Consider the following 12,403-nt stretch of genomic DNA (forward strand, 5'->3'; position numbering starts at 1 on the left):
TGCGACTTCCCGCAGCGGGGTGGGGCTGCGGGGTGCGCGGTGCCGCGGGTTCCCGCACCGGAGTCGGGAGCCCTGCACGACGAAGAGCACGTCGCACCACGTGGTCACGTGGTGCGACGTGCTCGTCGTTGTTCGCCGACGCGTTGCGCCGACCGCTCCACCGGTGAGGGCGGGCTCCGACGCGGGCGCGTCAGTGGATGCGGAGCTGCGTCACCATCGGGCAGGCGAAGGGGTCGCGGGCGGCGAGTCCGACGCGGTTGAGGTAGCGGACGACGATGCCGTAGGAGCGCAGCAGCGTCGTCTCCGTGTAGGGCACGTCGAGGGTGTCGCAGTGGTCGCGGACGAGCAGTCGGGCCTGCTTGAGCGCGGGCCGCGGCATCGACGGGAACAGGTGGTGCTCGACCTGGTAGTTCAGGCCGCCCATCAGGAAGGACACCCACCAGCCCCCGCGGATGTTGCGGGAGGTACGGACCTGGCGCGAGAAGAAGTCGACCTTCGCGTCGTGCGCGATCGTCGGCATGCCCTTGTGGTTCGGGGCGAACGAGGCGCCCATCATCACGCCGAACACGGCGAGCTGCACACCGAGGAACGCGCAGGCCATGCCGAACGGCAGGAACCAGAAGACGACCGTCAGGTAGATGCCGAAGCGGGCGACGAGCATCGCGGCCTCGAGCCAGCGGTGCTTGCGGTCCGCCTTGGTCCCGTTGCCGGTGACGATCGAGACGACCGCGTACCGGTGCAGGTTGAGGCCCTCGAGGGTGAGGAGCGGGAAGAACAGCCAGCCCTGGAAGCGCATGAAGGTCCGCAGGAGCGGCCCGCGGACGGCGGCGGCGTCCTCGGGCAGGAAGCGGATGCCGTCCGGACTGATGTCCGGGTCCTTGCCCACGGTGTTCGGGTTGCCGTGGTGGCGGGTGTGCTTGTTCATCCACCACGAGTAGCTCAAGCCCACCATGAACGTGCCGAGCCACCGACCCGCGTGGTCGTTCCACTTCTGCGAGGCGAACACCTGACGGTGGGAGGCCTCGTGCGACAGGAAGGCGAACTGGGTGAAGATCACGCCGAGCGCGCCGGCGACGATGAGCTGGAACCAGGAGTCGCCGAGGAACGCGAACGCGACCCACGCCAGCGCGAGGCCGACGACGAGGCTGCCGAACAGCGACCAGTAGAACCCGGTGCGGCGACGGAGCAGTCCCTGTTCCTTCACCTGTGCCAGCAACGCCGAGTAGGTCGAGGTGCCGTTGCGGCTGCCGGGGCCGGGTCGGGTGCGGGTGAAGCCGGGGGCGAGGGGGGTCGTGGTCATCGGGGACCGACCTTCCGTGGTGAGCGATCCTTCGACCGGTCCGAGGAGTTCACGCATCCGCGCTTCCGAGAACCGTAGGGTCGCGACCTGGGGAACCGCCTGGCGTTCCGCGGCGAGTCCGGAGAACGCGATCGAGCCCGTCCGCGGGCGTGCGTGTTGCCCCGGATGACGCCGAGCGGGAATGCCCGACAGGTGATGTGCGATTGTACGGACCCGTGAGCACCGTCGAGCCCTCCCCCACGTTCGCCCCCGAGCCCGCCTCCTGGCACGCCTGGCGCGAGGCCCGTCGGCAGCGCGTCACCGGACCGCAGGGCGACCTGGCCCTGGTGCAGACCACGTGGCTGCCGGACGGCGCCGAGCCGGACCTCGAGCAGGCCCTCGTCGGCCAGCCGGCCTCGGTGACCGCCACGGCCGTGCACCGGAAGGACATCGACACGGGCGCACCCGAGCACGGGTACCGCCTGTGGGACGCCGAGTCGCCCGCGAACCGCTCCTACGACGGCACCCCGGTCTTCCCCTACGACCCCGCGTGGCGCATCGAGGCCCGCTTCACCCCGGCCGAGCCCGGTCGCACGATCCCCTACGAGCACCTCCGCGACGCCGCCGGCAGCACGCGCGACCTCGTCGTCCCGGGTGACATCACCGCGACGATCGACGGCCGCGAGTACCGCCTCAGCGCGTTCGACGACGACGGCACGCTGCTGCTCGTGTTCGGCGACCCGACCAACCGCAGCACCGACGAGGCCGAGCGCACCTACGGCACCGGACGCTTCCTGTTCGTCGAGCGGCCCGAGGGGTCGTCGACCGGCGAGGAGTCCGCGGTCGTCCTCGACTTCAACCACGCCTTCGTCCCGCCGTGCGGCTTCAGCGACCAGTACAACTGCCCGCTCCCGCCCGCGCAGAACCGACTGCACGTGCCCGTGCACGCCGGCGAGCGGTACGTCGCACACCGCGGCTGAGCCCGTCCCACCCTCCCCGACCCCCCGCTTCCCCACCAGGAGTCCCGTGAAGTCCCGCACCCTCCCCATCGTCGCCACCGGCGTCGCCCTCGCCCTCGCCCTCGCGGGCTGCTCGTCCGCGAACGGCGGGTCGTCGTCGGGCGCCGACGCGACCGTCGTCGTGGGCTCGCTCTACGAGCCGACGAACCTGTCGAACGTCGACGGCGGCGGCCAGGGCGTCAACGAGGCCTTCCAGGACAACGTGTACGAGGGGCTGTTCCGCCTCGGCGACGACGGCGACGTCACGCCGCTGCTCGCCTCGTCGTACGACACCTCCGAGGACGGACTGACCTACACCTTCACGCTCCGCAAGGGCGTCCGCTACCACGGCGGCGGCACCATGACGAGCGCCGACGTCAAGAGCAGCATCGAGCGCGTCACCGCCGAGGACTCGCAGTCCTCGCGCAAGTCGAGCCTCGCCGTCATCAAGGCGATCGACACCCCGGACGACGACACCGTCGTGGTGCACCTGTCGCAGCGGTCGATCTCGTTCGTCTACAACCTGTCGTACGTGTGGATCGTCCCCTCGGCCGAGAAGTCGCTCAAGACCGAGGAGGACGGCACCGGCCCGTACGAGCTCGCCGACCGGAAGCGCGGGTCCTCCCTGACCCTCGACCCGTTCTCCGGCTACTGGGGCGCGAAGCCGAAGAACGGCGGCGTCGAGTTCCAGTACTTCACGAGCGCCTCGACCCTGTCGAACGCCCTGGCCAGCGGCAGCGTCGACGTCGTCACGAGCATCCAGTCGCCGGACGCCCTGTCCCGCTTCACCGCGGACACGAGCAAGTACACCGTCAGCGAGGGGAAGTCCACGACCAAGGAGCTCCTCGCCTTCAACGACGCCGAGGGCCCCTTCACCGACGTGAAGCTCCGCCAGGCGATCTCGGCCGCCGTCGACCGCAAGGCCCTGCTCAAGGCGATCTGGGGCGACTACGGCACGGTCAACGGCTCGATGGTCCCGCCGACCGACCCCTGGTACGAGGACCTGACGAGCGTCAACGCGTACGACCCGGCGAAGGCGAAGGAGCTCCTCGCCGAGGCCGGCAAGGCGGACGGCTTCACCTTCACGCTCGACACCCCGACGTACGACCCGCACCCCGCCGTCGCGCAGTACCTGCAGAGCGCGCTGCGGAAGGTCGGTGTCACCGTCAAGGTCAACTCGATCAGCGCCGACGAGTGGTACACGAAGGTGTACCAGCAGCACGACTTCGAGGCGACGCTGCAGGAGCACGTCAACGACCGTGACGTCGTGTTCTACGGCAACCCGGACTTCTACTTCGGGTACGACAACGCCGACGTGCAGAAGGACATCAGCGACGCCGAGCAGGCGTCCTCGGAGGACCAGCAGACGGCGCTCCTGAAGCAGGCGAACGAGCAGATCGTGCGGGACGCGGCCAGCGACTGGCTGTACCTCTACCCGCAGATCGTCGTGTCCGACAAGGACGTCACGGGATACTGGAAGAACGGGCTGAACTCGCAGTTCCCCGTCTCCGGCATCACCGTCGGGTAGTCCCCGCCCACCCGAACAGAACCGACAGCACCGCCAGCCCGACAGGATCCCGCTCCCCCGCATGACCCGCTACGTCCTCCGCCGCCTCGGCATCCTCGTGGTGTCCCTGCTCGTGGCACTCGTGGTGGTGTTCGCGCTCCTCCGGATCCTGCCGGGCGACCCGGCGAACGCGCTGCTCGCCGCCAACGCGACCCCGGACCAGGTCGAGGCGGCCCGGCGGGCGGTCGGCTCCGACCTCCCGCTGGCGCAGCAGTTCGCCACGTGGTTCGGGCAGATGCTGCGGTTCGACCTCGGCACTTCGTTCACGAGCGGCCTGCCGGTGCTGCCGGACCTGGCGCAGCGGCTCGTCGTCACCGTGCCGCTGACACTCATCGCGTTCGTCGTCGCGGTCGTGCTGGCGAGCGTGGTCGGGTTCGTCGCCGCGGCGCGGGCGGATCGCTGGTACGGCGTGCTGCTGTCCGGCATCACGCAGCTCGGCGTCGCCGTCCCGGTGTTCTGGATCGGCATCCTGCTCGTGCAGGTCGTGTCGCTGCAGTGGGGACTCCTGCCGTCGAGCGGGTTCCCCCGCGACGACTGGGCGTACCCGGGTGACGCACTCGAGTCCCTCGCCCTGCCGATCATCACCGTCGCGGTCGTCATGACCGCGTCCATCGCCCGCTACGTCCGGAGCGCCGTGCTCGACGTCCTCGGCGCCGACCACATCCGCACGGCCCGGGCCCTCGGGGCGTCGACCGCGTCGGCGTTCCTCCGGCACGGCGTCCGGTCCGCGGTCGTCCCCGTGATCGCCGTGCTCGGCATCGAGCTCGCGTCGACCTTCCTCGGCGCCGTCGTCGTCGAGAGCGTGTTCGCGCTGCCCGGCCTCGGCAGCATGCTCATCACCGGCATCGAGCAGCACGACTACCCGAGCATCCAGGGCGTGCTCCTCGTCTCCACCGTCGCGGTGCTCGTCATCGGCTTCGCCGCCGACGTCGTGCAGCGGATCGTCGATCCGCGCCTGCGCGCGACCGTCTCGGGGAACCGATGAGCGCCCGCCCCGCCGCCCGGCCCGCCCGCCGCTCCGTGTCGCTCGTCGTCGGCGCCGTCTTCGTCGGCATCGTCCTCGTCACCGCCGTGGTGTCCCTGTTCTGGCTGCCGTACTCGCTGTACGACACGACCGGCGGTCGACTGACCCCACCGGGCGCAGCGCACTGGCTCGGCACGGACACCCTCGGCCGCGACCTCGCGTCACAGCTCCTGGTGGGCGCGCGGATCGCCCTCGCGACCGGCCTCGGCGCGGTCCTGCTCGGCGGGCTGCTCGGCACGGCGATCGGCCTGGTCGCCGCCTTCGCCCGCCCGTGGCTCGACGACACCCTGTCCGCCGTGCTCGACATCGTCATCGCGTTCCCGACGCTGCTCGTCGCGATGCTGCTCGTGGCCGCCCGGGGCGCATCGCTCGGCACCGCGATCGTCGCGATCGGACTCGTGATGTCCGCCGTCGTCGCGCGCATCGTCCGCATCCTCGCCCGTCGCGTGCTGCGGCAGGACTACGTCACCGCGGCCCGTACCTCCGGCACGTCGTGGGCCGGCATCGTCGTGCAGCACGTGCTGCCGAACGCCTGGCCGACCCTCGCCGTGAACCTCGCGCTGCAGTTCGGGCTCGCCGTCCTCGCCGAGGCGAGCCTGTCGTACCTCGGCCTCGGTGCCCCGCCGCCGAACGCCTCCTGGGGACGCATGCTGCAGGACGCGCAGCAGACCGCGTTCGAGGCCCCCGCTGGCGTCCTCGCCCCCGGCATCGCCCTGGTGGTGCTCGTGATCGGCGCGAACCTGCTGGCGGACGGGCTGCGCGACGTCGCCGACCCGACCCGTCGCGGACGCGGCGCGACCCGGGGACGCGGGTCGCGCCTCCAGGCCGGACCGGTGGCCGCGGCCACCGAGACCGGAGCGACGGACGGGAGGCCCGCATGACCCCGGCAGTCCAGGTCACCGACCTGCGCATCACCACCGCCGACGGCGCGGTCCTCGTGGACGGCGTCACCTTCGCCGTCGGCGACGGCGAGCGCCTCGGCATCGTCGGCGAGTCCGGCAGCGGCAAATCGCTGACCGCCCTGGCGGTGCAGGGCCTGCTCCCCGCCGGTCTCACCGCGACCGGGTCCGTCCGCGTCGGCGACGTCGAGGTGGTCGGCGCGTCCGAGCGCACGCTGCGCGGCGTGCGCGGCACGGCCGTCGCACCGGTCTTCCAGGAGCCGATGACCGCCCTCGACCCGCTCATGCGCGCCGGCGACCAGATCGCCGAACCGCTGCGTCGGCACCGGGGCCTCCGCGGCGCGGAGCTCCGCGCCGCCGTCCGGGCGGCCGTCACCGACGTCGCCCTGCCCGACCCGGACCGCGTGGTCCGGTCGTACCCGTGGGAGCTGTCCGGCGGGCAGCGGCAGCGGGTCGCGATCGCCATGGCGCTCGCCTGCCGGCCCCGCGTGCTCATCGCCGACGAGCCGACCACCGCCCTCGACGTGACCGTGCAGGCGCAGGTGCTCGACCTGCTCGACCGTGCCGTCGCCGACCGTGGCATGGGACTGCTCTTCATCAGCCACGACCTGCCGGTCGTCGCGCGGACCGTCGACCGGGTCCTCGTGCTCGAGCACGGTCGGACCGTCGAGGAGGGCCCCGTGCAGGACGTCGTCCGGTCCCCCGCCCAGCCGTACACGCAGCGGCTCGTCGGGAGCGCCCGGGCACTGCAGGACGCGCTCGACGCCGGACGGAGGGGTGCCTGATGGACCCGTTGCTCGCACTCGACGCGGTCTCGTACCGGTACCCGGGCAGGAACACCGGCCTCGCACTCGACGACGTGTCGTTCGCCGTGCAGCCCGGCGGCCACGTCGGTATCGTCGGTGAGTCCGGGGCGGGCAAGTCGACCGTCCTCCGGCTCCTGCTCGGACTGGACGCGCCGCACACCGGGACGGTGTCCTTCGACGGCGCACCGCTCGACCTGCGCGACCGGGTCGGCATGCGTCGGTTCCGTGCGGCCGTGCAGCCCGTCTTCCAGGACCCGTACTCGTCGCTCGACCCCCGGCAGCGCGTGGACCGCATCGTCGGCGAGCCGCTCCGGTCGCTCGCCGTGGCGTCCGGTGCCGAGGCGTCCGACCGGATCGAGGCCGCGCTCCGCGACGTCGGGCTCGACGGGGACGCCGGACGGCGCTACCCGCACGAGTTCTCCGGCGGACAGCGGCAGCGCATCGCGATCGCCCGGGCCGTCGTGTCCGGGCCGCGGGTGCTCGTCGCCGACGAGCCGGTGAGCGCGCTCGACCTGACGACTCGGGTCGCGGTCCTCGAGCTGTTCGAGCGCCTCGCGGCGGAGCACGGGATGACGATCGTGCTCGTGTCGCACGACCTGGCGGTCGTGGCGCGGCTGTGCGCGAGCACGGTGGTGCTGCGCGGCGGCCGGGTCGTCGAGTCGGGAGCGACCGGGCGGGTGCTGGCGGAGCCGGAGTCGGCGTACACGCGGGCACTGCTGGACGCGGTGCCGCGGTTGCCGGTCTGACACCGGACCCGGCTCCGCGGGCTACGATCGCCGCGACCGCAGCCCGGGTGCAGCCCGGCGCTGACTCCGCACCAGGGACAGGAGCGCCCCGTGGTCCACTTCCACCCCGACCTGGCAGCCGGGCGGTTCATCCCGCCGATCCGGTTCGGCCCGGTGTCGACCGCGCTGCTCAACCGCGTCCGTCCCAGGGGCACCCGCGGTGCGGAGGACCTGGTCGTCGAGGACCGGACCATCCCCGGAGTCGACGGGCAGCCAGCGGTCCCCGTCCGGGTGTACCGCCCCCGATCGGCCGTCGGCCGGGTCCCCGCCCTGCTCTGGATCCACGGCGGCGGGATGGTGTCGGGCACGGCGCTCATCGACGAGCGCTCGAACATCGACTTCGCCCGGACCCTCGGCATCGTCGTCGTCAGCGTCGACTACCGCCTCGCACCGGCCGCGCACGCCCCCGCGCAGCTCGACGACTGCTCAGCCGCGCTCCGGTGGCTCGTGGCCCAGGCGGACGCCCTGGGCGTCGACGTCGAGCGCATCGCCGTCGGTGGTGCCAGTGCCGGCGGCGGCCTCGCCGCGGGGCTCGTCCTGATGGAACACGACCGGGCCGAGGTCGCGGTGGCGTTCCAGCTGCTCGTCTACCCGATGATCGACGACCGCACCGTGGTGCGGACCGACCACACGCTCGAGGGCGTGCGGGTGTGGACCCGCGCGAGCAACCGCTACGGGTGGACGTCGTACCTCGGTCGCCCGCCCGGCGGTGCGGGCGTCTCGGAGTACGCGGCGCCGGCTCGCCGAATCGACCACACCGGGTTGCCGCCCGCGTGGATCGGGGTCGGGACGCTCGACCTGTTCCACGACGAGGACCTGCGCTACGCGGCTGCGCTGCGGGCCGCGGGGGTCCCCTGCGCGCTCGAGGTGGTCGAGGGGGCGTTCCACGGGTTCGACGCGATCATGCCGCGCAAGCCCGTATCACGAGCGTTCTGGCGCGCCCAGGCGGACGCGCTGCACGGCGCGTTCTTCCCGGACCGCCCACCGATCGACCGGAGCTGACTCCCGACGGCGGTCAGGCCGACGTGTCGAGACCCGTCGCACCGGCCTCGAGGAGCCGGAGCGCGCCGGGGAGGGCGTAGACGGCGCTCACCGTGCCGAGCCTGATGTCGAGGTCCGGTCGGACCGCCTGCTGCTCGAGCCCCCAGACCTTCGTCCCGTGTCGCCGGATCCAGCTCGTCGCCCGCCGGACCCACTGCTCGTAGGCCGGCGCAACGGCGTGCATCGCCCGCGCCTGGGAACCGATGCTGTGCGGCCGCAACGCCCGATCGTGCACCTGACCCGGTTGCCAGAGGAGCACCGGAGAGCGGTCGGGGTCCACGATCCCCAGGCCGGGCTCCGGGGCCAGTCGTTCGAAGGTGATCGCCGCCGGCACCGCCGTCAGCGACCCGTCCTGCACCGCAGGGTCGTCGCGGTGCAGGACGACCGACGGACCGAACGCTCCGGACAGCACCATGACGGCTCGCTCGGCACAGGCCTCCTCGCGCGTGAGGCTGACGGGGTCCGACTGCACGACGGGCCACGGCCAGATGGTGCTCGTCCGCCCTTCACCGACGTGGTCGAGGAAGGCGTCGACGTCGTCGTCCGAGGCGTAGAACTCGATCCCGGCGACCACCCGGCCATCCTAGGAGCAGCGCAGAGCGGTCACCGGGCGCGGTCACGCAGGAGCCGCTCACTGAGGTCCCAGAGCCGGGCGGCGTCCTCCGGGTCGAGCATCGCCGAGTTCGCGTCGGCGGGGATGCTGTCGGCGGTCATCGGTCGGACGGCGTCGTCGATCGGCGCGACGTCGTTGTCCTTGAGGTAGACGCCACCCACACCGTCGAGCAGCGGGCTCGACGCGGTGAAGACGATGGTCGCGGCGCCCTGCTCGACGGTCTTCTTGCCCACCTCCGGGTCGATCACGGTCGCCCCGTCGTCGCGGCGGCTGGATCCAGGTCAGCCCGACGGGGCAGGAGCTCTTCCGCACGGCCCTGCCCGGGCTGGTCCACGTCCGCGCGCAGACCGCGACGGCCTCCCGCCTGGCCGCACTCGTCGCGCAGCTGTTCCGTGAGGCGTCCAGCGGCCGCCTCGGCTCCGCCTTCGCGATCCGGCAGAACGCGCAACTGATGCTCCTGGAGCTGCTGCGTGGGTACCTCGACCAGGACGACCCACCCGTCGGTTGGCTGCGCCTCCTCGCCGACGAGACGCTCGCTCCCGCGCTGCGGGTGATGCACGACCGGCCCGGTGAGCAGTGGGCGCTGTCGGACCTCGCGCGCATCGCCGGCATGTCCCGCACCGGCTTCGCAGAACGCTTCCGCAACGTGTCCGGGAGTCCGCCCCTGACCTACTTGGCTCGCTGGCGGATGGTCCTGGCCCAGCGCGCGCTCCGCGACCCCGAGGTCCGGGTGAAGGCGTTGGCTGCCGAGCTCGGCTACGGCTCGGAGAGCGCGTTCAGCAACGCGTTCAAGCGCGAGGTCGGACAGTCGCCGCTCCACTACCGCCGTCGGACGACGGCGGAGGGCGGCCGGACAGCCGGAGGATCCCCACGGGCGACTCCGGTGGCGGTGGGTCCGTCCTGACCGGACCGTCCCGACCGGACCGTCCGGGCACGACGAAGCGAGGCCCGCAACCGTCCGGTTGCGGGCCTCGCTTCGTCACGGGGTGCTCGAGCACCCGCTTCGGTGGGCTGTCTTAAGAACTCGCCAAAGCCTGAGCCCGCGCACCCACGTGAGCATCTGCGGCAGGAGCATCGCGGCGGCGAGGAGCAAAGCGTCCGTGAGCGGGCCCCGGAAGGTCAGCTCGGCGGCCTCGACGTCGATGGCGGCAGCGACAGCGCCGGCGGACCACCATCCGTGGGCGGGGGTGACCGTGAGGAGCATCGCGGCCGCCCACGCGGGTGTGCCGATGAGGAGACGGCGGAGACGCTGTAGACGGCGGGTCCTGGCCGCTGCGAGCTGCTGCCGGGCGTCTGCCTCGGCGGCGTGCTCGTCGGCGCTCTGAGGGCATCGGCTATCGAGACCCCGTCTGATTCGTGCAATGATCTCAGACATGAGTGATGTTCGTGAAAATCTGCGGTTGAAGTCCGCGTTTGGTGATCTACAGGAGGGTGTGCGCCCGCTCGACGCAGACCTGTCCGAGGCGATCGACGCTCTGCGGGAGGACTGCTACACGCTTCCCGAATCGGTGGTCCGCGTCCGTGGAGAATCTCTTGTCGCCGATGCTGAGGCGCTCGGGAACAGGGAAGGGTTTGAAGACCCGGCCGTATGGATCTACATCAAGGCTTTGAAGAACAAGCTGTCGGCCCTCGACTGACCAACCAGTTCGATATGGGATTGGCTATCGAGACGGATGCTAGGGATGCTGTCACGCCGAATTTGGGCGCTGTGGTCAGGGTCCGGAGTAGATGAAGGTGTGGGGTTGTGCTCACACCCCCGGCACGCGAGCGACCACCACGCCCTTCGACACATTCGCCTCCGCACGACTTCTACCGTGCGTCATCTTCTTCGTACCCTGGCGCAGTGACCGACGACCCGATGCGTGCCTTCCTCGAGGAGGCAACTACCACCAACGCAACCGGCGGCGACGTGAGGCGAGCATTGGGTCTCGTGAGCCTCCTGTCCGTCGTGACCACGAGCGTTGCCGCGGTGACGGCTGCCATCATCGCCCTCGTCGTGTTCCTCTTCGTCCTGTCGCCGTTTGCCTTCCTGCTCGGCTTCGGACTAATGCTCGGATGAACCGAGCACCGACCCGGTGTACGACCGGCAGTAGATGGAGGACCGGACGGCGCCACTAGCGGCGTCCTGCAGCGCGGGCACTCGCCGTCACGCATCCCGCGATGACGGCGAGACAGACGACCGCGAGGCCGATGTATCCGAGAGCGAAGTTCACCCCTCCACCCTCGGGAGCCGCTACGACGATCCAAATGCAGTAGAAGGCGCCAGCCAGCGCACCCACCGAAGCGACGATAGTCAGGACGGCGAGACCGACCGCTCGTCCGTTCCACTCGGCCCGAACGGGTGAAGCGCCCGGTGCCGGGCTTCGGTCCCCGTAAGGAGAGAGGTCTGCGTCGTTCACGAAAGCGATCGTCGCACGACCGAGAGGTCTGCGCCGTTATGTCGTCGCGCGCCAGGCTGGCAACTGTTAATCGGCCGTCTCAGAAACCGATCGGCTATCGGACGATAGCGCGGTAGCGTGCGCTGGTGCAGATGGTCGATGGCGTGTGTGTCTGGTGGAGTGACGAGGACGGTTGGGGCGCTCTCCGTTCAAACGAGGTCGAGTCGGAGGTCTTCGTTCACTTCTCCAACGTCGACATGACCGGCTACCACTCGCTGAGAGCCGGACAACGTGTCCGGTTCGAAGTAGAGCCGTATCCGCCGGGGCAGGACGGCTACTTCTTCCGTGCCCACAACGTCGCGATCGTGTGACCGGTGACCGATCGGCTATCGGACGGTCCGAGCGGGGGCCCACTCGCGATCGAGCATGGCGTACTGGTAGCCGTCGACCCAGCCCAGGTCGGCGTGCCAGGAGTCCTCGATGCCGTGCTGCTCGCGTCGCATGCTGGTCTTCTCGAGGACGCGGGCTGAGGCGACGTTGTCGGCGTTGCAGCTCGCGGTGACGCGTCGAAGCCGGAGGACGTCGAACGCTGCGGTCAGGAGACCGTGTGCCAGGTCTGTTCCCAGTCCCCGTCCGGCGAGGTCGGGTTGCAGCATGTAGCCGATGACCCCTTGCGTGCCTTCGGGCATCCCTGGTTGTCCGAGGCCGTCGACAACGTCGAGGAACCCCAAGCCGGCGAGCTGGCCGTCCAGCTCCGCGATGCACGAAAAGTCGGTGTCGCTGTCGGGGATGCTCGCCCACTCTGCGGCGTAGGCGTCCGGATCGACGTGGGTGCGGAGCATGAACCGGTTGACGACCGGGTCGTTCCGCAGTGTGACGAGCTGGTCTGCGTCCTCGGGTTGAGGGTCGCGGAGGAGGAGAGCCCCGCTCTGAGCGGGCCACGGAGAAGTGCGCACCCCGTCATCCTCGCAAGAGTCAGGTTCAGGGATCGATTCGCCATCGGAACATGTTGC

General features: G+C 71.0%; 15 protein-coding genes. 11 read left to right on the plus strand and 4 right to left on the minus strand.

Annotated features, from left to right (window positions below):
• Positions 1–190 precede the first annotated feature (190 nt).
• Complete coding sequence (locus Cus16_RS12565) at positions 191–1,300, minus strand: fatty acid desaturase family protein (protein ID WP_069712989.1); 1,110 nt, start codon at positions 1,298–1,300, stop codon at positions 191–193.
• 215 nt (positions 1,301–1,515) lie between these two features.
• On the opposite strand from Cus16_RS12565, the gene Cus16_RS12570 reads away from it, so the two are divergent.
• The 7 genes from Cus16_RS12570 (at position 1,516) to Cus16_RS12600 (ending at position 8,360) form a co-directional block, all read left to right on the plus strand.
• A complete protein-coding gene (locus tag Cus16_RS12570) occupies positions 1,516–2,259 on the plus strand; it encodes a DUF1684 domain-containing protein (protein WP_141718970.1) in 744 nt (247 codons plus the stop codon).
• Positions 2,260–2,305: 46 nt separating this feature from the next.
• Positions 2,306–3,805 carry an ABC transporter substrate-binding protein gene (locus tag Cus16_RS12575; RefSeq protein WP_069712991.1) on the plus strand — a complete coding sequence of 500 codons (1,500 nt, stop codon included), beginning with the start codon at positions 2,306–2,308 and terminating at the stop codon, positions 3,803–3,805.
• Positions 3,806–3,866: 61 nt separating this feature from the next.
• Positions 3,867–4,829, plus strand: a complete 963-nt coding sequence (locus Cus16_RS12580) for an ABC transporter permease (protein WP_069712992.1) — start codon at positions 3,867–3,869, stop codon at positions 4,827–4,829.
• Positions 4,826–5,749, plus strand: a complete 924-nt coding sequence (locus tag Cus16_RS12585; RefSeq protein WP_083263941.1) for an ABC transporter permease — start codon at positions 4,826–4,828, stop codon at positions 5,747–5,749. Before Cus16_RS12580 ends, Cus16_RS12585 begins: the two co-directional genes overlap by 4 nt.
• A complete protein-coding gene (locus Cus16_RS12590; RefSeq protein WP_069712993.1) occupies positions 5,746–6,552 on the plus strand; it encodes an ATP-binding cassette domain-containing protein in 807 nt (268 codons plus the stop codon). The genes Cus16_RS12585 and Cus16_RS12590 overlap by 4 nt, the downstream gene beginning before the upstream one ends.
• Entirely contained in the window at positions 6,552–7,319 is a 768-nt protein-coding gene (locus Cus16_RS12595; RefSeq protein WP_069712994.1) for an ABC transporter ATP-binding protein, read from the plus strand. The genes Cus16_RS12590 and Cus16_RS12595 overlap by 1 nt, the downstream gene beginning before the upstream one ends.
• 90 nt (positions 7,320–7,409) lie before the next feature.
• Entirely contained in the window at positions 7,410–8,360 is a 951-nt protein-coding gene (locus Cus16_RS12600; protein ID WP_141718971.1) for an alpha/beta hydrolase fold domain-containing protein, read from the plus strand.
• Between the two features lie 13 nt (positions 8,361–8,373).
• Here the strand turns inward: Cus16_RS12600 and Cus16_RS12605 are convergent, their stop codons facing one another.
• The gene (locus tag Cus16_RS12605) at positions 8,374–8,973 is read right to left on the minus strand and encodes a hypothetical protein (RefSeq protein WP_069712996.1); all 600 of its coding nucleotides are present in this window, start codon (positions 8,971–8,973) and stop codon (positions 8,374–8,376) included.
• 29 nt (positions 8,974–9,002) lie between these two features.
• A complete protein-coding gene (locus Cus16_RS12610; protein WP_069712997.1) occupies positions 9,003–9,260 on the minus strand; it encodes a hypothetical protein in 258 nt (85 codons plus the stop codon).
• 26 nt (positions 9,261–9,286) lie between these two features.
• On the opposite strand from Cus16_RS12610, the gene Cus16_RS12615 reads away from it, so the two are divergent.
• The 4 genes from Cus16_RS12615 to Cus16_RS12635 all read left to right on the plus strand — a co-directional run bounded on the left by Cus16_RS12615 (position 9,287) and on the right by Cus16_RS12635 (position 11,761).
• The gene (locus Cus16_RS12615; protein ID WP_083263942.1) at positions 9,287–9,916 is read left to right on the plus strand and encodes a helix-turn-helix transcriptional regulator; all 630 of its coding nucleotides are present in this window, start codon (positions 9,287–9,289) and stop codon (positions 9,914–9,916) included.
• A gap of 457 nt (positions 9,917–10,373) precedes the next feature.
• The gene (locus Cus16_RS12625) at positions 10,374–10,649 is read left to right on the plus strand and encodes a hypothetical protein (RefSeq protein WP_189319596.1); all 276 of its coding nucleotides are present in this window, start codon (positions 10,374–10,376) and stop codon (positions 10,647–10,649) included.
• A 206-nt stretch (positions 10,650–10,855) separates the two neighbouring features.
• Entirely contained in the window at positions 10,856–11,071 is a 216-nt protein-coding gene (locus Cus16_RS12630) for a hypothetical protein (RefSeq protein WP_069713000.1), read from the plus strand.
• A 471-nt stretch (positions 11,072–11,542) separates the two neighbouring features.
• Positions 11,543–11,761, plus strand: a complete 219-nt coding sequence (locus tag Cus16_RS12635; RefSeq protein ID WP_069713040.1) for a cold-shock protein — start codon at positions 11,543–11,545, stop codon at positions 11,759–11,761.
• A gap of 15 nt (positions 11,762–11,776) precedes the next feature.
• On the opposite strand, the gene Cus16_RS12640 is transcribed toward Cus16_RS12635, so the two are convergent.
• Positions 11,777–12,346 (minus strand): GNAT family N-acetyltransferase, encoded by a 570-nt coding sequence (locus Cus16_RS12640; RefSeq protein WP_069713001.1) that lies wholly within the window; start codon positions 12,344–12,346, stop codon positions 11,777–11,779.
• Positions 12,347–12,403: the final 57 nt, after the last annotated feature.

The sequence above is a fragment of the Curtobacterium sp. ER1/6 genome, from assembly GCF_001742745.1.
GTDB lineage: Bacteria > Actinomycetota > Actinomycetes > Actinomycetales > Microbacteriaceae > Curtobacterium > Curtobacterium citri.

Excerpts from the sequence above, each read along its gene's own strand:
- Cus16_RS12580 (WP_069712992.1), top strand. The coding sequence starts at position 3,867 with ATGACCCGCTACGTCCTCCGCCGCCTCGGCATCCTCGTGGTGTCCCTG.
- Cus16_RS12625 (WP_189319596.1), top strand. The coding sequence starts at position 10,374 with ATGATCTCAGACATGAGTGATGTTCGTGAAAATCTGCGGTTGAAGTCC.
- Cus16_RS12590 (WP_069712993.1), top strand. The coding sequence starts at position 5,746 with ATGACCCCGGCAGTCCAGGTCACCGACCTGCGCATCACCACCGCCGAC.
- Cus16_RS12595 (WP_069712994.1), top strand. The coding sequence starts at position 6,552 with ATGGACCCGTTGCTCGCACTCGACGCGGTCTCGTACCGGTACCCGGGC.
- Cus16_RS12585 (WP_083263941.1), top strand. The coding sequence starts at position 4,826 with ATGAGCGCCCGCCCCGCCGCCCGGCCCGCCCGCCGCTCCGTGTCGCTC.
- Cus16_RS12635 (WP_069713040.1), top strand. The coding sequence starts at position 11,543 with ATGGTCGATGGCGTGTGTGTCTGGTGGAGTGACGAGGACGGTTGGGGC.
- Cus16_RS12565 (WP_069712989.1), bottom strand. The coding sequence starts at position 1,300 with ATGACCACGACCCCCCTCGCCCCCGGCTTCACCCGCACCCGACCCGGC.